Source organism: Microbacterium sp. Z6_144, from assembly GCF_057197625.1.
In genome coordinates, this window is the sequence record NZ_JBXVPT010000001.1 from 1,143,902 (window position 1) to 1,163,433 (window position 19,532).

The following is a 19,532-nucleotide window of genomic DNA, read 5'->3' on the forward strand; positions in this document are numbered from 1 at the left end:
GTCTTCCAGACGGTCGCGCGTCCGAGCCGGATGACAGGATGGACCTCGTCGGAGGAGGACGCGGGATGCAAGTGCGAACCACGTCGACCCATCGCACCTACCGGTACGTCCGCGTGTCCCTCGTTGCCCTGGTCGTGTTCCTCGGCGTCGGCGTGGGCGTGCAGGTGGTCCTGGGCGGCCCGCTGGAGTCGGTGAGCTCCGCCTACTACACGCCCGCCCGCAACGTGTTCGTCGGCGCCCTGTGCGCCGTGTCGCTCGCGCTGCTGGCCTTGTCGGGGCGCAGCCTCGAGCAGGCGCTCCTCGACCTCGCCGCCGTTCTCGCGCCGGTCATCGCGCTCGTTCCCACTCCGATCCACGCGGGCAGCGTGCCGGGCGTGGACCCCGGTTGCGCGGAGGGCGCGTCGTGCGTGCCGCCGACCGCCCTGGCCGACGTGACCACCGGGATGCTGACCCTGTCGATCGTCGGCGCTGTCGCAGTGGTCGGGGCGGTGGCTCTCGGACTGCTGCAGCGCACGCTGACGGCGGGCGTGGTGGCGACCATCGTCGCCGCCGGAATCCTCGTGCAGGCCGGCGCCGCATGGTGGGCCCTCTCTCCGGCGACCTTCCTCGCGGGGGCGCACTCTGCCGCCACCCTGGGGTTCTTCGCCATCGTGGCGGCCGTAGCGGCGATCGCGGCGCTCCGTCCGGCGGGGGGCGACCGGAGGCGCCGTCTCCTGCGGATCGGGTATGCCGCTATCGCCGCCGCCATCGTCGCGGACCTGCTCTTCCTCGCCGCCGTGATCGTCCTCGGCCGGACCGGCCCTCTCGACGGCGACGTGCCCCTGGTCTTCGTCGGGGAGGCCGTCGCTCTGCTCCTGTTCGCTGTCTTCTGGCTGGTGCAGACGGTCGAACTGTGGCCGGAGACCGACCCGGCGATTTTGTCGCCGGCGTGGGAATAGCGGCCGCGCTCCCGCGTTGAACTTGATATCACCGCGCTCAAGTTACAAACTTGCCAGCGCACGACTCAAGTACTACAGGAGACGGGAATGCCCGAAGACTTCACCCCGAACGCCGGCGAAGGCGCGAGCTCGTTCGACGAGTTCCTCGCGCGATACCTCGCCGGTGAGCGCGCGCGTGCCGAACGGTCGATCGACCTCAGCCGGTTCCTCAGCGCCCGCACCCAAGATCTGCTGCAGCGCGCGGGACGGTTCGCGCTCGCGCGCGGTCAGCGCGAACTCGACGCGCTGCACCTCCTCCGCGTCCTCATCGACGATGCCCCCGCACGGGATGCCGTCACCCGTATCGGTGCCGACCCGCACGCCATCGCGCGAGCCACCGAGGAGCGCCTGCCCGCCGCATCCGCCCAGGCCGACGTCGACGGTGCGGTCGTGACCTCGTCCGTGCAGCGGGCGCTGTTCCACGCCTTCCAGGTCGCGCGGTCCGCCGGCTCCACGTACGTGGACCCGGAGCACCTGTTCTTCGCACTCGTTCTGGCTCAGGACGCTCCCGCCGGTCAGGTACTGGCGCAGGCCGGTGTGACCGCCGAGGCCCTCACCCAGGGCATGCGGGAGACCGTGACGGCCGGCGGTAGCGGCGACGCGGATGCGACCGCCACCGGTCAGACGGAGACTCCGAACCTCGACAAGTTCGGTACCGACCTCACCGCGCGGGCAGCCGCCGGGGAGCTCGACCCCGTGATCGGTCGCGCCGACGAGATCGAGCAGACCATCGAGATCCTCAGCCGCCGCACGAAGAACAACCCCGTGCTCGTCGGCGAGGCGGGCGTCGGGAAGACCGCGATCGTCGAAGGCCTCGCCTCCGCGATCGTGGCCGGGGACGTGCCCGAGCAGTTGCTGGACAAGCGCGTCATCGCCCTCGACCTGCCGGCCATGCTGGCCGGCACCCGCTACCGCGGCGACTTCGAGGAGCGCCTCACCCAGACGATGGATGAGATCGCCGCCCGCAAGGGCGAGATCATCGTCTTCGTCGACGAGGTGCACACCGTCGTGGGCGCCGGTGGCGGCGGCGAGGGAGCGATGGACGCCGGCAACATCCTGAAGCCGCGCCTGGCGCGGGGCGACCTGCACCTGGTGGGGGCCACCACTCTCAAGGAGTACCGCACGATCGAGAAGGACCCGGCGCTCGAGCGTCGCTTCCAGCCCGTGCGGGTGGGGGAGCCCTCGGTCGAGGACGCCGTCGAGATCCTGCGCGGCCTGCGGTCGGCGTACGAGGAGCACCACGGCGTCACCTACACCGACGACGCGCTCCGCGCCGCCGTGGAACTCAGCGACCGGTACCTGACCGAGCGAGTGCTCCCCGACAAGGCGATCGACCTCATCGACCAGGCCGGGGCGCGGCTGCGGCTGCGGCTGGGCTCGAAGGTCGACGTGTCGGCCCTCCTCGAGCGTCTGGCGACGTTGGAGGCGGACAAGAACGCCGCCGTGTCCGGTGAGCACTACGAAGAGGCATCCCGCATCCGCGACGAGATCGCGAAGGTGCAGGACAAGCTCGATGCGGCCACCACCCGCTCGACGGGCCCCGGGGCCGGTTCGGGCGAGGCCGTCGTCGGCGAGCCTGAGATCGCCGCGGTGATCAGCCGGGCCACCGGGATCCCCGCGAACCGGGTCACCGAGTCCGAACGCGAGCGCCTCGCCTCGCTCGAGGAGGAGCTCCACGGACGCGTGATCGGCCAGGACGACGCCGTCGCCGCGGTCGCCAAGGCCGTCCGGCGCAACCGGACGGGCATGGGCGACGCACGCCGCCCGGTCGGATCCTTCCTCTTCCTCGGACCCACCGGTGTCGGCAAGACGGAGCTGGCCAAGGCTCTGGCGGCGTCGCTGTTCGACGACGACTCCGCGATCATCCGGTTCGACATGAGCGAGTTCGGCGAGCGGCACACCGTCTCGCGCCTGGTCGGTGCCCCTCCGGGATACGTCGGATACGACGAGGCCGGGCAGCTGACCGAGCGCGTGCGGCGCAACCCCTACTCGATCGTCCTGTTCGACGAGATCGAGAAGGCCCACCCCGACGTGTTCAACCTGCTGCTGCAGGTTCTCGACGACGGGCGCCTCACCGATGGCCAGGGCCGCACGGTCGACTTCCGCAACACCGTGGTGGTCATGACCTCCAACCTCGGCAGCGAGTTCCTCGCGTCGCGGTCGGGAGCGATCGGCTTCATCGCGGACGGCGGCGGCGCGACCGGGTTCGGTTCGGAGAAGGACCTGCGCGACCGTGTCATGGGCAAGCTCCGCGAGGCGATGCGTCCGGAATTCCTCAACCGCATCGACGAGATCGTGCTGTTCCGCAAGCTCGACCAGCCGCAGCTGCGCCAGATCGTGCGTCTCATGCTCGGCGCGACCGAGGCTCGCCTGGCCAAGCGCGAGGTGAGCATCGAGGTGTCCGAGGCGGCCGTGGACTGGCTCGGTGAGCACGGCTACGAGCCGGAGTACGGTGCCCGGCCGCTGCGGCGCCTGCTGCAGCGCGAACTGGATGACCGGATCGCCGATCTGTTCGTCACGGGCGCGCTCGTGGACGGGGGTTCGGTCACGGTGGATGCCGCCGGCGGCGAGCTCACCGTCCGATCGACTCCCGCGTTCGCCCAGGCCGCGTAACGGCTGCACGTTCAGCGACACGAAGCCCCCGGGGTAACCCCCCGGGGGCTTCGTCGCGTCGTGGCAGAGTTGGGGCATGACGGTATCGCTGGGGGTGGCCGCATCCCTCGGGCCGGAGCTCATCGGTTAGCTGGCACCGGCGGTGGAGGAAGCCGGGTTCGCGGCGCTGTGGGTCAATGACACGCCGGACGGCGACGCGCTGGCCGCCCTGGCGGCCGCTGCGCGGACGACCGAGCGCCTCACGCTGGCCACCGGGGTCGTGCCCGTGGACAGACGCCCGGCCCGTACCATCGCCGAAGAGGTGCTGGCGGCAGACCTTCCGCAGGATCGCCTCGTGCTGGGCATCGGGTCCGGCGCCGCCCGCGCGGGGGCTCTTCACCGCGTCACCGAGGCCATCGACATCCTCCGCGGCCGCGTCTCCTCGCCCATCGTGGTCGGCGCGCTCGGGCCCCGGATGCGGCGGCTCGGCGCCGAGCGCGGCGACGGGATCCTGCTCACCTGGGTGACGGCGGATGCCGGACGCCGCCAGGCGGCTGAGGCGCGCGCCCGCTCCGCCGACGCGCGGGTGACGATCTACGTCCGCACGGCCGTGGACCCGGCTGCGCGCGGGCGCCTCGAGGCCGAGGCGGCGCGATACGCGTCCTTCCCGAACTACGCCGCGCATTTCGCCCGGATGGGCGTCGATCCCGTCGCCACCGCCCTCCCCGACGAAGAGGCCCTTCGCGCGGGCCTGCCGGCCTACGAGCGCGCCGGCGACGTGGTGCTGCGCGCAGTGACCGCCGCCGACGACCTCGAGGCGTACCTCTCCTTCGTCGCGGCCACGCGGCCGGCGTGAGCGCCGGGGCGCGCGTCAGCGGCCGAAGCTGACGAGCGGCACGCGCAGGTCGACCCACACCAGGCGGTGGTCGCTGCCGGGGAACGGGAAGACGCCCGCCAACGCCGACAGCGGATCGTCCTGCACCGGCCAGAACACACCGGCATCCGCGATCGGCAGCGTGAACGACGGAAGGACGTAGTCCGCACGGAGGTTACCCGGAGCCGTGTCGGCGAAATCGGCCGTGTCCCGGGCGGCATCACCCGCGTGCGAGGCGTTCGCACCACCTTGGAGCACGGCAGCCTCGACGGCTCCGTCGGAGCGGGGCCGCGGATCGCGCACCCGCCAGTGCCCGAGGAGCTGATCGATGGCGGCATCCACCGAGTCGCCGTCCCGGGGGTCGGCGTTCTGGTCCCCGACCACGACGAACGAGGCGCCGCGCAGACCACCCCGGCCTCCCTCGTCGTCGCGGATGTACCCGCCCCGGCCGGGCGAGATGTAGTCGGCCCAGAACCGGATCTCGTCGTGGTTGCGTCGACCGTTGCGGTCTTCGGCGCCGTCGAAGGTCGGCGGAGTGGGATGGGAGGCGAGCACGTGCACGGTGTGTGCGCCGACGCGGATCGGAACGTCCCAGTGCGACTTGCTCGACAGCGGCAGGACGGCGAGTTCCTCCGGGGTGTACCAGTCGCCGGGCGCCGCCGTCGCCGGGTCGTCGGGCAGGAGCGCCCCCGGCATGTCGCGCCAGAGGAAGTGCTGGAAGGTGCGCACCTGGTCGGTGCGGATGGGGTGTGTGGACAGCACCACCATGCCGTACTGCCCCTCGTACGTTCCGAACCCCCACGCGTCGTCACCTCCGCCGACGGTGCCGTCGTTGTTGAGGTCGAAGCCGCTGGCCACGCCGGTGTTGGAGGGAGCCACGAACGCGTAGGGGTAGTCGACGGGCGCCGCCCCGTTCTGTGAGACCTCGAGATAGTTGTCGCGGAAGAGGTCCACGGCGCCCTCGGCGTAGTCGAACTCGTTGAGGAGGATCACGTCGGCGTCGGCGAGCTGGATGATCTCGGCGATCGTCCGCGCCTGCGGATCGTCGCCGGTGGACAGGTCGCGCACGAGGTCGCCGGCCGCGGAGCGATTCAGTGACGCGTTGAACGTCGCCACGCGCAACGGCTCCTTCTGCAGGAAGCCGGCGGCCGAGGCCGACTCGGGCTCGGCGGCCCCGGCGGGGGCGGCGGGCTCGGCGGCGCCGGCGGGGGCGGCGATCGCGGCCAGGACGAGGGCCGTCGAGAGCGCTCCGGCCGCGAGGGCGGGTACACGGACTGTGGTCATGGATGCTCCTTCGCGGGGGGACGAAAGCACGCACCACGCTACGGCCGGCGCGCATCCGGCGGGAGAACACGCGGTGACAGGCCGGTGACGGTGCCGTCCGTGGAACACTGGCGGCATGTCCCCTTCCTCGCGCGCGCTGCGTTCCACCGCCCGGTGGGCGCTCGGCGCGCTCCTCGTCGCTGCCGGCGCCTCCCACCTCACGTGGGGCCGGCGCGGGTACCGGATCGTCGTGCCCGACTGGGCGCCGCGGGCGCTCGGCATGGACAAGGACGCCATCGTCGTGGCCTCGGGCGCGGCGGAGATGGCACTGGGCGCGGCCGTCGTCGGACTGCCGCGCGAGCGGACGCGCGTGGGCGTGGCCATCGCCGCGTTCTTCGTCGCAGTGTTCCCCGGCAACGTGCATCAGTGGCGCACCGGGCGCCCGGCTCCCGGCCTCCGCACCGATCGGGCACGCTTCATCCGGCTGTTCCTGCAGCCTGTGCTCGTCGTGTGGGCGCTGTGGGCGACCCGTCCCTCGGTCGGCGCCTGACCACCCCGGCCGCTCCGCCGCTTCGGGTGGACGCCATGTCGGAGCCCGGTGCGACAATGCCGGGATGCTGCTCGCCGATGTCGTGGCAACCGCCTCGGTCGTGACCGCCACCCGGTCGCGGTCGACGAAGATCGAGGCGCTCGCCGAGCTGCTCGCGCGGCTGGAACCCCCGGAGATCCTGCCCGCCGTCGGGATCCTCACGGCGTCCCCGCGTCAGGGCCGGCTCGGCGTCGGCTGGCGCGGACTCGCCGGGCTGTCGGTGTCGCACGCGGATGCGCCGCTCCTGGAGATCCTCGACGTCGACGCCGCGTTCACCGAGATCGCAGAGACCTCGGGCACCGGATCCGCGGCGCGGCGGACGCACGCACTGGAGACGCTCGCCGGGCGGGCGACGGCCGACGAATGGGACTTCCTCGTCCGGGTGATGCTCGGCGAACTGCGCACCGGCGCCCTCGAGGGCGTGCTGCTGGACGCGATCGCGCGCGCCGCCGATCGGGACGCCGCCGACGTGCGGCGGGCCGCGATGCTCTCCGGCGACCTGGGCGAGACCGCCCGGATCGCGCTGACAGAGAGCGCGGAGGCGCTCACGGAGGTGGGACTCGTCGTCGGGCGGCCGGTGCTTCCCATGCTGGCCAGCACCGCCGCCACCGTCGGCGACGCGGTCGCGGCGACGGGCATGTCGTCCGTGGAGTACAAGCTCGACGGTGCGCGCGTCCAGGTTCATCGAAAGGGCGACGACGTGCGGGTGTTCACCCGCAGCCTCGCCGATGTCACCGCACGCGTGCCGGAGATCGTCGAGGTCGTGCGGGCGCTGCCGGCCACCGACCTGATCCTCGACGGCGAGACGCTGTCGCTCGACGAGTCCGGCGCGCCACGCCCGTTCCAGGACACGATGGCGCGCTTCGGCGCCGACGCCGCGCGGGAGGTCGCACTTCGCCCCTGGTTCTTCGATCTCCTGCACGTCGACGGCCGCGACCTGCTCGACGAGCCGCTGTCGGTCCGTCAGGGCGAGCTTGAGCGCGTCGCCGCGCCGTGGCGCGTGCCGGTTCTCGTGACCGACGACCCGGCCGCGGGTGAGGCCTTCGCCGGAGCGGCGCTGGACGCGGGGCATGAGGGCGTGATGGTGAAGGATCTGGCCGCGCCGTACGTCGCTGGCCGTCGCGGCACCGCCTGGATCAAGATCAAACCCGTGCATACCTTCGATCTCGTCGTGCTCGCCGTCGAACAGGGCTCGGGACGGCGTGCGGGGTGGCTGTCGAATCTCCACCTGGGCGCCTACGACCCCGACGGCGCCTACGGGGAGCCGGGCGGGTTCGTCATGGTCGGCAAGACGTTCAAGGGCCTGACCGACGAGCTGCTGCGGTGGCAGACCGCGCACTTCCCCACTATCCAGACGCGTCGCACCGCGCACACCGTGCACGTGGAGCCGGTCACTGTCGTGGAGATCGCGATCGACGGCGTGCAGCGATCCACGCGCTACCCCGGCGGAGTCGCGCTGCGCTTCGCCCGGGTCAAGGCCTATCGGCCCGACAAGCGCCCCGTGGAGGCCGATTCGATCGAGCGACTGCGGGGGATGCTGCGGGGCTGACGCATCCCGCGCGCTCTGTCAGGATGGCGGCATGACCCGCGCTCAGGGACCCGCGTTCGGGATCGAATACCGCAGCGTCGGACCCCCCGCGGCCGCCCGCACCGTCATGATCGTCCGCACCGGTGCGCTCGCCCTGGTCGATCCGGCCCCCGCCGTCACGGCGCAGCACGACATCCGGCTCCTCCTCATCGAGGTCGACGCGCCGGAGCTGGACGACCCGCCCACCTTCGGCGGGGAGACGACCGCGGAATCCACCGCCGCCGAGGTGCTCGCGCTCCTGCCCGAAGAGGTTCCCGGCGGTGTGGTGAGCCTGGTGGGAGAGCGCGCCGCGGCGATGTTCGCCGTGTCGCTGGCCGCCGCCCTCGGCACCCTCGTCCAGCGGCTGGCGCTCGTGGCCGTCCCCCTCCCCGACAGCCCTCTTGCGCAAGACCTCATGGCCGCAGCGCTCCAGCGCGTCACGGCCGACACCCTCGTCATCAACGCGGCACAGGATGCGGCGGCGCCGGCGGAGAGCGCACGGTGGTTCGCCGCGCAGCTGCCGTCCGCGCGCGCCGACGTCGTGTCCCGGGAAGGCCTGCACACCCTCGACGGGCGCTTGGCGCTGCCTCACGTGTGGGACCGGGTGCTCGACCACGTGGACGCACCCGGTCCGCAGGCCTCATCATGAGGATCGTCGTGCTGACGGGCGCCGGCATCTCGGCCGAGAGCGGCCTGGCCACCTTCCGCGACCCCGGCGGCCTGTGGGAGGGACACGACATCGCCGACGTCGCCACGCCCGAAGGCTTCGAGCGCGACCCCGACACGGTGCTCGCGTTCTACGACGCGCGTCGCCGCGCCGCAGCATCCGCCCTCCCCAATGCCGCCCACCGCGCACTGGCCGAGCTCGAACGCGCGCTCGGTGACGACCTGCTGGTGGTGACCCAGAACGTCGACGACCTGCACGAGCGCGCGGGCACGACGCGGTTGATCCATATGCACGGCGAACTCTCCGTGGCCCTGTGCGCGCGCTGCGGCGCGCGCACGCCCTGGGACGGCGACCTGCGCGGGCGGCCGGAGTGCCCGCACTGCGGTGCGCGGGCACTCCGGCCCGACGTCGTCTGGTTCGGCGAGATGCCCTACGAGCTCGACCGTATCGAGGACGCCGTGACCGGCTGCGATGTCTTCGTGTCGATCGGCACATCGGGGGAGGTCTACCCCGCCGCCGGGTACGCGGCGCTGGCGGGGGCCTACGGGGCCCGCACCGTGGAGCTGAATCTCGTGCCGAGCGCGCCGCCGGTGCCCTTCGACGAGGTGCGGACCGGCCCGGCGACGGTCGTCGTGCCGGAGTGGGTCGAGGAGACCCTCACCCGCCCCTGACCGCTGCCGGGCAGCCGGTCACCCTCGCAGGAACGATCCGCCGGCGCGCAGGCGCGACACGGCGTCCACCGTCGCGGCGAGGATGAGGACGCCGCCGGTGACGAGGAGGTTGATGCCGGCGGGAAGGTTCAGCAGCCCCAGCCCATTGGTGATCACGGCGATCACCAGTGCGCCGATCGCGGCGTGGATGAGGCGTCCGCGGCCCCCGAAGAGGCTCACGCCGCCGACGACGGCCGCCGCGACACCGCTGAGGACGATGTCGCGTCCGACCGTCGCATCCACCGAGCCGACCCGCGCGACGCTGAACAGGGCCGAGACCACCGCGAGCGTGGAGCAGATCACGAACGCCCACCACTTCACCCAGCGCACCTTGACACCCGACCGACGCGCCGCTTCGGCGTTTCCTCCGATGGCGTAGATGTAGCGGCCGAACCTCGTCCGATCGAGCAGGAACGTGCCCAGCCACAGGATCGTCAGCGTCACCGGGACGATGATCGGCACGCCCTGTACGGCGACGACCGATTGCCCGCGGTCCTGGTTGAGGATCGCCACGAAGACGCCGCCGAGGACGACGATGACGGCCAGCTTGATCCACACCAGCGAGATCGCTCGATTGGGGACGCCCGCCTTGGTGCGGCGAGCCCGGTCCCAGAAGGACATGCCGCCGGAGACGGCCAGCATCACCGCCAGCATCACCCAGCCGCCCCACACCGGGAGGTTGCCGTTCTGCAGCGCGAGCAGTTCGGGAACCTGCAACCGGTACAGGCCGCCGTCACCGATGATCAGCAACGCCAGGCCCTGGTACCCGAGGAACAGGCCCAAGGTCACCACGAAGGACGGGATCCCCACGCGCGCGACGAAGAACCCGATCAGAGCCCCGGTGGCCAGGCCCACGCCGAATCCGATCAGGAGGGCGAGAACCCAGTTGACCTGGAACTGACTGTTCAGCACCACGAACAGGGCCATCGCCACGCCGCCGGTGACTCCGGCCGACAGATCGATCTCGCCCAGCAGCAGCACGAAGACCAGAGCCATGCCCAGCATGACCAGGGTGGCCGCCTGGTTCAGCAGGTTCGCGAAGTTCCGCTCGGTGAGGAAGAACGGGCTCAGCGTCGAGAACAACACGCCGAGAACGACCAGTCCGCCGATGGCAGGGAGAGCTCCCATGTCGCCGGAGCGGACCCGTTGCCACCATGCGGCGACCTGGTCGCGGAGGCCCCCTTCGACGCCGCTGCCGATGAGGTCGCCGGCCAGCGGGTCCGGCGACGCGTTCGTGACGGTGGTCATGCCGGGTCTCCTGGAGTGGTGATCGTGTCGGTGGTGAGCAGCGGCGCACCGGTGAGCGTCTTGGTGCCGGTGATGTAGCCCACGACGTCGTCGCGGGTGGTGTCCTTCGCCTTCACCTGTGCCACCAGCTGACCCAGGTACAGCACGGCGATGTCGTCGGCCACCGCGAAGACGTCGGCGAGGTTGTGGCTGATCAGGATGACCGCGACCCCCTGCTGCGAGAGGCGCTGGACGAGGTGCAGCACCTGCTCGGTCTGGGCCACCCCGAGCGCGGCGGTGGGTTCGTCGAGGATCACCACGCGGGCCTTCTTCAGGACCGCCCGCGCGATCGCCACCGTCTGGCGCTGGCCGCCGGAGAGCGACGCCACCTTCTGGCGCACGGACTTCACGGTGCGCACCGACAGGGATCGCAGCGTGTCCGAGGCCTCGCGCTCCATCCGTCCCTCGTCGAGGGTGCCGGTGGACAGCTCCTCCCGTCCGAGGAACATGTTCTGCACGATGTCGAGGTTGTCGCACAGGGCGAGGTCCTGGTAGACCACCTCGATGCCGAGGCCTGCGGCATCGCGCGGCGTGTGCAGGTCGCGGTGCACTCCGTCGATCAGGACCTCGCCCTCGTCGTAGGGCTGCACACCGGCCAGGCCCTTGATGAGGGTGGACTTGCCGGCGCCGTTGTCGCCCACCAGGGCGGTCACCGTCCCGGCGTGCACCTTCAGGTCGATGCCCTTGAGGACGCTGACCGGGCCGAACGACTTCTTCACGCCCGACAGTTCGATGATCGGTTGTGCCATTCCCGCTTCCTTGTCTTCCGTCACACAGAGAGGGGGCGCCGCGCCCGGAGACGCGGCGCCCCGAAGGGGGAGTGTTACTGCACCCCGAACTCGGCGCACGCGGCGGCGACGTCGCCCGCGCAGATCTCTTCGGCGTCCGCGTCGCCGGCCTCGACGACGGTGACGACCTCTTCCGGACCCACCAGCTGCGGGGTCACGGCGATGTACGGCGTGCCGTCTTCGAGCTCCTGGTCGGCCTCGGGCGTCTCGCCGCTGAGGAGAGCCACGGCCACGTCGACGGCGGCGTCGGCCTCTTCCTTGACGGGCTTGTACACCGTGGCGGTCTGCCAGCCGAGCAGGATGTTCTGCAGCCCCGCCACGTTGGCGTCCTGGCCGGAGACGGCCACGCCGGTGAGGTTGTTGTCCTGCAGCACCTTGATGACCCCGGCGGCGTTGGTGTCGTTGGCCACCCACACGCCGTCCACCGCGCCGCCGAGCGAGGTCAGCGCCTGCTCGAAGTTCGTCTGCGACTCGCCCTGGTCCCAAACCCCCGGGGGCTCCGCGGCCGCGGTGATGCCCGCAGCCTCCATCACCTCGGCGGCACCCTCCTTGAACATGGCTGCGTTGCCGTCGGTGGGGTCACCGCCCATGTAGACCACGACCGCCGTGGCCGGGTCCTTTCCGGCGGCCTGGAGTCCGTCGAGCACCGTCTGGCCCTCGAGGCGTCCGACCTCGACGTTGTCGAAGGAGACGTAGTAGTCGGCGCCCTCGAACGGGCGGTCGTAGGCGATGACCGGGATCCCCTCAGCGGTGGCCTTGGCGGCGACGGCCTCGGCAGCGCCCTGGTAGTCCACGAGGAGCATCACGCCGCAGCCCTGGGTGAGCTGCTGGTCGGCGATGGTCGAGTACTTGTTGGTGTCGCCCTGGGCGTTCTGGATGTCGACGTCGAAGCCTGCTTCCTCGAGGCCCTCCTGCAGGTACTTGCGGTCGAAGTTCTCCCAGCGGGGTGACGAGGCGGCGTCCGGGAGGATCACGCAGGCCCGGTCGGCCGCCTCCCCTCCGCCTCCGTCCGAGGACCCGCCCCCCGACCCGGCACATCCCGCGAGCAGTAGCGCCGTAGCGCCTGAGAGCGCTACCACGGCAGACGACGAGCTTCGCTTCATTTCTCACCCTCCATTGGTGTGAGGTGTTTTCCGAAACGCCTACGCCCCGTGGACGCGGCCCTGAAAGGATGCACCTCACCGGCCGCTCAGCGCATCGGTTCGGAGGTCACGTTTCGGTAAACACTGCGCAACTTTCGCTGCGCGGGAGGGAGGTCAGCCCTTCGCGGGAGCGAGCCGTACGAGCACGACGTTGCCGGATTCGTCGGTCTCCGCGACCTCGCCGTACGCCTTGACGAAGTCGGAGAAGCTCCGCTGCCCGTAGGCCTTCTCGCTGAACGCGGGGTCGAGTCGCTTGATCAGGCTCTTCACCGTCGAGGCGTGCTGCCACTCGTTCTCGTCGCGATCGCCGCCGAGCCGGAGGGCCCGCTCGAGGAGGTCGGCGCCGGGGTCGCTCGTGCGCTTGCGGGCGCGCGAGCGGGACGGCGACGGGTCTTTCTTCTCGGGCGTGGGGACGGCGATGCCCGGCAGCGAGTCGTACGCGTCGAACTGGTCGCAGGCCGCGGCGAGCGACTTGGCCGTGGACCCCGCCACGCCCACCCCCACGACGTAGCGGCCGAGGCGCCGGCAGCGCTGGGCGAGGGGGACGTAGTCGGAGTCGCCGCCCACGATGACGACGTGGGTGAGGTCGGGGAGGCGGAACATGTCCTCGACAGCATCCACGGCCAGCCGGATGTCGGCGCCGTTCTTGGCGTACGCGGCGGCGGGGAACAGCTGCACGAGATCGACGGCGCGCGCGACCAGCTGCGTGCGGTACTCGGCGTTGACCGGCGATGACCAGTCGGCGTACGCGCGGGTGAGGACGAGCGTTCCGAACGACGCGGCGTAGTCGATGATCGCGCCGACGTCGATGGTCGCCTGGGTGAGGCGCTCGACGATGTCCGGCTCGGTCGGCTTCTCGGCGATCTTGGTCCGATCGCGCGCATACGCGTTGCGCCCGTGCACCCGGTCGTACCACGACATCACGATGTTGTCGAAGTCGAGGTAGACGGCGACGCGGGCGTTCTGGGTGTCGGGCATGAGGACCAGTCTGACGCGTCTCAGCGCTCTCCGGGGTACCGCAGACCGATCTGTGCGCGCACGGCGTCAAGGGTGCGCATGATCTCGACCGACTGCGCGAGGGGCTGGATGTCGCCGCTCAGGCGGCCGGATGAGACGAGCTCCTCCGCGTGGAGGGCCTGGAACTGCATGCCCCGGCCCTCGATGCGGGTCTCGAACTGCTCGAGCACCGTGCCATCGGGGGCGGTCACCCGGAAGGACGTGGGGGAGTACCAGACCCGGTCGATGTCGATGCGGGCCTCGGTGCCGATGACCACCGCGGTGTTCGACCCGACCGCCCGCGACGAGGACAGGGTCGTGGAGATCCCGCCGCCGGCGTGCGTGAAGACGGTCGCGACCTCCGTGTCGGCCCCCGTCTCGGCGAAGCGTGCACGCGCGGTCACCGAGGTGGGCGCACCGAGCATGTCCCACACGAACGAGATGGGGTAGATCCCCAGATCCAGCAGCGCACCGCCGCCGAGGGCGAGATCGTTGAGCCGGTGGGCCGGGTCGGCCGTGATCCTCTGGGTGTGGTCGGCCGTCACGGCGCGCACCTCGCCGATCGTGCCGGCGCGGACGATCTCGCGGATGCGCACCATGTGCGGCAGATAGCGGGTCCACATCGCCTCCAGCGCCACCAGGCCCCGCTGCTCGGCGACCTCCCGAATCCGCTCGGCCTCGGCGCCGTTGAGGGTGAAGGGCTTCTCGACGAGCACGTGCTTGCCGTGCTGGAGCGCGAGGAGAGCAGTGTCAGCATGTGCGGGATGCGGCGTCGCGATGTACACGATGTCGACATCGGGGTCGGAAACGAGCGACTCGTACGAGCCATGCGCGCGCGGGATGGCGAACTCCCGCGCGAACGCCTCGGCCGAGGCCGCGGTCCGCGACCCCACGGCGGAGACGGTGAGGCCCGCGAGACGCAGATCGGCGGTGAACGCGCGGGCGATGCCACCGGTGGCGAGGATTCCCCAGCGAAGTCGACTCATCAGGAGAGCGTATCGGCCGCCGTAGGCTCGTCGCGTGAGCCCGACCGACCGCCTCCGCGCGCTGTTGCGCATCCCGACGATCTCGCGCGCCGACGCCTCACGGACGGACGTCGTGCCCTTCGAGCAGTTCCGGGCCGCGGTGCAGCGGCTGTACCCCCTCGTCCACGAGCGGCTCGAGCGCGAGATCCTCGGCGGGGGCGCGCTGCTGTACCGCTGGCGCGGTGCGAGTGACGCCGAACCGCTCGTGCTGATGGCGCACCAGGACGTCGTCCCGGTCGTCGCCGAGGAGTGGCAGCATCCGCCGTTCGGGGCGGAGATCGTGGGGGAGGGCGCGGACGCCGAGATCCACGGCCGCGGAGCGATCGACGACAAGGGCGCCCTCGTGGCCATTCTCGAAGCCGTCGAGGGGCTCCTCGGCGAGGGGGTGTCGCCGCCCCGTGACGTGTACCTCGCCTTCGGCCACGACGAGGAGACCCACGGCACGGGTGCGCAGGCGATCGTGGCACGGCTGCGCGATCGGGGCGTGCGGCCGGGTCTGGTGCTGGATGAGGGCGGAGCGGTGGTGGAGGACGTCCTCCCGGGTCTCGCGGCGCCGGCGGCGATGATCGGCGTGGCCGAGCGCGGCATCGCGACCTTCGTCCTCACGGCGCGGGAAGCGGGGGGACACGCCTCCACCCCGCCGCGCATGCCGGCCACGGCCCGCCTGGCCCGGGCGATCGACCGCATCCGCCGGCGCCCGTTCCCGCCCCGGCTCGCGCCTCCCGTCCGGGCCATGCTCGCCACCGCGGCCCCCCACGTGCCCCAGCCGCTGCGGTCGGTGTTCGCGTCCTCCGGTGCGCTCGCGCCGGTGCTCACGCGGGTGCTCTCCGCGCTCGGCCCCGAGACCAACGCGCTGGTGCGGACGACGGCGGTGGTGACCGAGCTCGCCGGCGCGCACGGACGCAACGTCCTGGCGACGACAGCCCGCGCGTGGGTGAACGTGCGCCTGCTCACCGGCGACAGCCTCGCCGATGCCGCCGCGCACCTCCGCCGCGCGATCGCGGATCCGCTCGTGGAGATCGAGCTGGAGGAGGGCTCGGAACCCTCGCCGGTCTCGCCGTGGCGGGGCGAGTCGTGGCGCCGGCTCTCGCGCACGGTGGGCTCCACCCTGGGCGCAGACGTGGTGACGCTGCCCTACGTGCAACTCGGCGCCAGCGACAGCCGCTGGTTCACCGGCCTCAGCGACACGGTCTACCGCTTCACGCCGTTCCGGCTCTCCCGCCCCGAGCGGGATGCGCTGCACGCGCACGACGAGCGCATCCGCGCCGACGTCTGGCTCCGCGGAATCGGCTTCTACCGCGAGCTCATCCTCGCGGGGTGACCGGCGGGCGCGGCGGATCGTCGGAGACCCCCAGGAGGAACGCGGCGATATCGCTGGCGCGGCCTTCCAGCACCGGCCCGTGCCCGAAGGCCCACTCCGCGTCGATCGCCCGCACGGTGTGCCCCCGCACCACGGCCCGCCGGTCGGCGGGCGCGGAGCCGGCGGCATACAGCGCCGCCGCGCCGGCCAGCAGTGGATCCAGCCCCGCGTCACGGTCCAGATCCCGCGCGAGAACGAGCAGCGCGCGCACAGCCGCGGCCAGCCCGCGGATGCTGCGGCGTCGATCGTGGCGCACGCGGGCCGCGATCGCGCGCAACAGCTCGGCGGGGTCGGCCGCCGAGACCAGCGCCGCCTCGTCCGTCAAACCCGCGAGGTCGAGGAAAGACTCTGCCGCCCCGGAGGCGGAACCCCCGGATGCTGCGATCAGGACAGCCGCGCGGTCGACCACGTCGGCGACAGCTGCCCGGCGGTCGCTGGACACGGCCGCCTCGTCGGCAGGCTCCTGCTGGCTCAGCGGCAGGAACCGAGCGAATCCGGACACGGGCACAGTGTAAGCATGTGACGCTCGTGTGACAGAATCCGACTGGCGATCCGCGGTCGTGTGACAGTCACATGCACTGGCAGGATGCCACGGACCAGTGCCGGAGGCGCGATGAGCGAGGACGCGAACGGGCGTCGCCCGAGCATCCGCGACGTCGCGCGTCTGGCGGACGTGTCGCACCAGACGGTCTCCCGCGTGCTGAACAACCACCCCAGCATCCGCCCGGAGACTCGCGCGCGCGTACTCGACGTCATGGCGCAGCTGCAGTACCGGCCCAACCGCGCCGCGCGTGCCCTCGTGACCTCCCGTTCGCAGACGATCGGGATCCTGGCCGCCTCGAGCACGCAGTACGGGCCGGCCTCGAGCATCGCGGCGATCGAGGCCGCCGCCCGCGCGCGCGGATACTGGGTCAGCACCGCGAACATCGAGCCGCGCGACCCCGACTCGATCTCCCAGGGCCTCGCGCACCTCATGGCCCAGTCGGTCGAGGGTCTCGTGGTCATCGCCCCGCAGGTGCGGGTGATCCGGGCGATCGCCGCCCAGAACCTGGCGCTGCCCTACGTCACGCTGCAGTCGACCGAGGTCGATGCCGGCCACACCCTGTCGGTGGACCAGATCGCCGGCGCACGCCTGGCCACACGGCACCTCATCGAGCTGGGTCATCGCGGGATCTATCACCTCGCCGGTCCGCAGGACTGGGTCGAGGCGGAGGCGCGCATGCGGGGCTTCCTCGAGGAGATGTCGGCGCAGGACATCCCCACCACGGCCCCGATCCTCGGCGACTGGACGGCCGACTTCGGGTACCACGCCGGGCGGGAGTTGCTCAGTGTGCGCGACTTTACGGCGATCTTCTCCTCCAATGACCAGATGGCGCTCGGGCTGCTGCACGCCATTCGGGAGGAGGGTCTCGAGGTGCCGGGCGACATCAGCATCGTCGGGTTCGATGACATCCCCGAGGCCGCGCACTTCTCCCCGCCGCTGACGACCGTGCGGCAGGACTTCCCGGAACTCGGCCGCCGTTGCGTCGACCTGCTTCTGGGCGAGGCAGACCCCTCGGCTGACCCGGTGAGCGGGGCGATCCTGCCGGAACTGGTCGTGCGGGAATCGACGGGCCCGGCCGTCGGCTGGTAGCAGCCGTTACCGGAACGAGACCGCGGGGAGTTGACACGGCGGTCACCGAGGTGGCTATAGTGTCCCGATGTGAACGGTCACATGACGGTTCGAAAGCAGACGAAGGAGTCCAGCGGGATGAGCCGGAGCACGGAGTCCGACCGCCACGACCCGTACGTGGTCGGAGCCCGGACCGAGGTGGCCATCGCCCGTACCCGCGCCGAGGTGGCGGCACTGCACGCCGAACTGGTGCGCTCCGGCCTCGTGGTGTGGACGGGTGGGAATGTCTCGGCGCGTGTACCGGGCGCCGACCTGTTCGTCATCAAGCCGTCGGGCGTCTCCTACGACGAACTGGCTCCGGAGAACATGATCCTCTGCGACCTGGACGGCACCGTGATCCCGGGGACGCCGGGTAGCGATCGCTCGCCCTCCAGCGACACCGCGGCGCACGCGTACGTCTACCGGAATATGCCAGAGGTCGGCGGCGTTGTGCACACGCATTCGACCTTCGCCACGGCGTGGGCGGCCCGGGGCGAGGAGATCCCATGCGTTATCACCGCGATGGCGGACGAGTTCGGTGGTCCGATCCCGGTCGGCCCGTTCGCGATCATCGGCGACGACTCCATCGGACGGGGCATCGTGGAGACGCTCCGCGATCACCGTTCGCGCGCGGTGCTCATGCAGAACCACGGGCCCTTCACGATCGGCTCGAGCGCGCGGGATGCGGTCAAAGCCGCCGTGATGCTCGAGGACGTCGCGCGCACCATCCACTACGCCCGGCAGGCGGGGGAGCTCATCCCCCTCCCGCAGGAGGCGATCGATCAGCTGTTCGACCGCTATCAGAACGTCTACGGCCAGCAGACGCACAACTGAACACCGCGACCGAGACGACGAAGTCCTACGAAAGGAAACACAGTGAAGGCTAAGAAGGTACTCCTCGTGGCAGTCGCCTCAGGCGCCCTGATGCTCTCCGCCTGCAGCGGCGGAGGCACCGGCAGCGGAGGCGGCGGCGGCGACGAAGGGCTCGTCGGCGTGGCGATGCCCACGCGCAGCTCCGAGCGCTGGATCCAGGATGGCGAAGCCGTGCAGGCCGCGCTCGAGGACCAGGGCTACTCCGTCGACCTGCAGTACGCCGAGGACGACATCCCCACCCAGGTGTCGCAGATCGAGAACATGATCACCCGGGGAGCCGAGGCGCTCATCGTCGCCTCGATCGACGGGACCACGCTCTCCGAGGTGCTGCAGACCGCGGCCGACGCCGACATCCCCGTCATCGCGTACGACCGCCTCATCCTCGACTCGGAGAACGTCGACTACTACGCGTCGTTCGACAACTTCACCGTCGGTCAGCAGCAGGCGTGGTCGGTCCTCCACGGTCTCGGCCTCACCGAGCTCGACGGCACGCCGATCGAGGGCGCGCCGGCCGGGCCGTTCAACATCGAGCTCTTCGCCGGCTCGCTGGACGACAACAACGCGTTCTTCTTCTGGGAAGGCGCGATGGACGCGCTCCAGCCCTTCATCGACGCCGGCACGCTCGTGGTCCAGTCGGACCAGACCGAGATCGAGCAGGCTGCGACGCTGCGCTGGGACGGTGAGACGGCGCAGAGCCGTATGGAAGACATCATCACCGCGAGCTACTCCGACGGCACCACCGTCCACGCGGTGCTCTCTCCGTACGACGGCATCTCGCGCGGCATCATCTCCGCCCTCACCGACGCCGGTTACAGCGTGGGTGACGAGTGGCCCGTCATCTCGGGCCAGGACGCCGAGATCGATTCGGTGCGGGCCATCGAGCGGGGCGAGCAGTTCGCCACCATCTTCAAGGACACGCGTGAGCTCGCTGACGTGGCCGTGGACATGGCGGTGGCGCTCCTGAACGATGAAGAGCCCGACGTGAACAACACCGAGGACTACGACAACGGTACGAAGGTCGTCCCGTCCTTCCTGCTGGACCCCGTGATCGTCGTCCAGGACAACATCACGGAGACCCTGGTGGACACCGGGTACTGGACCGAGGAAGAGATCAACGGCTAGACCGCACGCGGTCAACCCGGCCGGGCGGCGTCAGCCGTCCGGCCGGGGT

Annotated in this window: 18 protein-coding genes; 11 read left to right on the forward strand and 7 right to left on the reverse strand. The window is 71.2% G+C overall.

Annotated elements, in window-relative coordinates; all coding sequences use genetic code 11:
- Window positions 1–65 precede the first annotated feature (65 nt).
- From AC2DGY_RS05595 to AC2DGY_RS05605, 3 genes are all read left to right on the forward strand, one after another.
- The gene (locus tag AC2DGY_RS05595) at window positions 66–938 is read left to right on the forward strand and encodes a hypothetical protein (protein ID WP_484508713.1); all 873 of its coding nucleotides are present in this window, start codon (window positions 66–68) and stop codon (window positions 936–938) included.
- 87 nt (window positions 939–1,025) lie between these two features.
- A complete protein-coding gene (locus AC2DGY_RS05600) occupies window positions 1,026–3,590 on the forward strand; it encodes an ATP-dependent Clp protease ATP-binding subunit (protein WP_484508714.1) in 2,565 nt (854 codons plus the stop codon).
- A 142-nt stretch (window positions 3,591–3,732) separates the two neighbouring features.
- On the forward strand, window positions 3,733–4,425 hold the full coding sequence (locus AC2DGY_RS05605; RefSeq protein ID WP_484508715.1) for an LLM class flavin-dependent oxidoreductase: 693 nt from the start codon (window positions 3,733–3,735) through the stop codon (window positions 4,423–4,425).
- 15 nt (window positions 4,426–4,440) lie between these two features.
- On the opposite strand, the gene AC2DGY_RS05610 is transcribed toward AC2DGY_RS05605, so the two are convergent.
- Window positions 4,441–5,727 (reverse strand): endonuclease/exonuclease/phosphatase family protein, encoded by a 1,287-nt coding sequence (locus AC2DGY_RS05610; protein WP_484508716.1) that lies wholly within the window; start codon window positions 5,725–5,727, stop codon window positions 4,441–4,443.
- Between the two features lie 115 nt (window positions 5,728–5,842).
- Between AC2DGY_RS05610 and AC2DGY_RS05615 the strand changes: the two genes are divergently transcribed.
- The 4 genes from AC2DGY_RS05615 (at window position 5,843) to AC2DGY_RS05630 (ending at window position 9,200) form a co-directional block, all read left to right on the forward strand.
- Window positions 5,843–6,256 carry a DoxX family protein gene (locus tag AC2DGY_RS05615; RefSeq protein ID WP_484508717.1) on the forward strand — a complete coding sequence of 138 codons (414 nt, stop codon included), beginning with the start codon at window positions 5,843–5,845 and terminating at the stop codon, window positions 6,254–6,256.
- Between the two features lie 64 nt (window positions 6,257–6,320).
- Window positions 6,321–7,844: an ATP-dependent DNA ligase gene (locus AC2DGY_RS05620; protein ID WP_484508718.1), complete on the forward strand. Its 1,524-nt coding sequence runs from the start codon at window positions 6,321–6,323 to the stop codon at window positions 7,842–7,844.
- A 31-nt stretch (window positions 7,845–7,875) separates the two neighbouring features.
- Window positions 7,876–8,511: a hypothetical protein gene (locus tag AC2DGY_RS05625; protein ID WP_484508719.1), complete on the forward strand. Its 636-nt coding sequence runs from the start codon at window positions 7,876–7,878 to the stop codon at window positions 8,509–8,511.
- Window positions 8,508–9,200, forward strand: a complete 693-nt coding sequence (locus AC2DGY_RS05630; protein ID WP_484508720.1) for an NAD-dependent deacylase — start codon at window positions 8,508–8,510, stop codon at window positions 9,198–9,200. The genes AC2DGY_RS05625 and AC2DGY_RS05630 overlap by 4 nt, the downstream gene beginning before the upstream one ends.
- 18 nt (window positions 9,201–9,218) lie before the next feature.
- Here AC2DGY_RS05630 and AC2DGY_RS05635 read toward each other — a convergent pair whose 3' ends face one another.
- The 5 genes from AC2DGY_RS05635 to AC2DGY_RS05655 form a co-directional block, all read right to left on the reverse strand.
- The gene (locus tag AC2DGY_RS05635; RefSeq protein WP_484508721.1) at window positions 9,219–10,487 is read right to left on the reverse strand and encodes a sugar ABC transporter permease; all 1,269 of its coding nucleotides are present in this window, start codon (window positions 10,485–10,487) and stop codon (window positions 9,219–9,221) included.
- Window positions 10,484–11,275, reverse strand: coding sequence for an ATP-binding cassette domain-containing protein (locus AC2DGY_RS05640; protein WP_484508722.1), 792 nt, complete (start codon window positions 11,273–11,275; stop codon window positions 10,484–10,486). The genes AC2DGY_RS05635 and AC2DGY_RS05640 overlap by 4 nt, the downstream gene beginning before the upstream one ends.
- Before the next feature lie 74 nt (window positions 11,276–11,349).
- The gene (locus AC2DGY_RS05645) at window positions 11,350–12,288 is read right to left on the reverse strand and encodes a substrate-binding domain-containing protein (protein WP_484508723.1); all 939 of its coding nucleotides are present in this window, start codon (window positions 12,286–12,288) and stop codon (window positions 11,350–11,352) included.
- Between the two features lie 282 nt (window positions 12,289–12,570).
- Window positions 12,571–13,434: an NYN domain-containing protein gene (locus AC2DGY_RS05650; protein ID WP_484508724.1), complete on the reverse strand. Its 864-nt coding sequence runs from the start codon at window positions 13,432–13,434 to the stop codon at window positions 12,571–12,573.
- A 20-nt stretch (window positions 13,435–13,454) separates the two neighbouring features.
- The gene (locus tag AC2DGY_RS05655; protein ID WP_484508725.1) at window positions 13,455–14,438 is read right to left on the reverse strand and encodes a Gfo/Idh/MocA family protein; all 984 of its coding nucleotides are present in this window, start codon (window positions 14,436–14,438) and stop codon (window positions 13,455–13,457) included.
- Window positions 14,439–14,472: 34 nt separating this feature from the next.
- Between AC2DGY_RS05655 and AC2DGY_RS05660 the strand changes: the two genes are divergently transcribed.
- Window positions 14,473–15,798 carry a M20/M25/M40 family metallo-hydrolase gene (locus tag AC2DGY_RS05660; RefSeq protein WP_484508726.1) on the forward strand — a complete coding sequence of 442 codons (1,326 nt, stop codon included), beginning with the start codon at window positions 14,473–14,475 and terminating at the stop codon, window positions 15,796–15,798.
- Here AC2DGY_RS05660 and AC2DGY_RS05665 read toward each other — a convergent pair.
- Window positions 15,782–16,339: a hypothetical protein gene (locus tag AC2DGY_RS05665; protein WP_484508727.1), complete on the reverse strand. Its 558-nt coding sequence runs from the start codon at window positions 16,337–16,339 to the stop codon at window positions 15,782–15,784. The two genes, AC2DGY_RS05660 and AC2DGY_RS05665, sit on opposite strands and share 17 nt — an antisense overlap.
- A gap of 84 nt (window positions 16,340–16,423) precedes the next feature.
- Here AC2DGY_RS05665 and AC2DGY_RS05670 point away from each other — a divergent pair, with 84 nt between their 5' ends.
- The 3 genes from AC2DGY_RS05670 (at window position 16,424) to chvE (ending at window position 19,483) form a co-directional block, all read left to right on the forward strand.
- Window positions 16,424–17,470, forward strand: coding sequence for a LacI family DNA-binding transcriptional regulator (locus AC2DGY_RS05670; protein WP_484508728.1), 1,047 nt, complete (start codon window positions 16,424–16,426; stop codon window positions 17,468–17,470).
- A 117-nt stretch (window positions 17,471–17,587) separates the two neighbouring features.
- Window positions 17,588–18,322 carry an L-ribulose-5-phosphate 4-epimerase gene (locus AC2DGY_RS05675; RefSeq protein WP_484508729.1) on the forward strand — a complete coding sequence of 245 codons (735 nt, stop codon included), beginning with the start codon at window positions 17,588–17,590 and terminating at the stop codon, window positions 18,320–18,322.
- 90 nt (window positions 18,323–18,412) lie between these two features.
- Window positions 18,413–19,483, forward strand: a complete 1,071-nt coding sequence (gene chvE / locus AC2DGY_RS05680; protein ID WP_484509976.1) for a multiple monosaccharide ABC transporter substrate-binding protein — start codon at window positions 18,413–18,415, stop codon at window positions 19,481–19,483.
- Window positions 19,484–19,532: the final 49 nt, after the last annotated feature.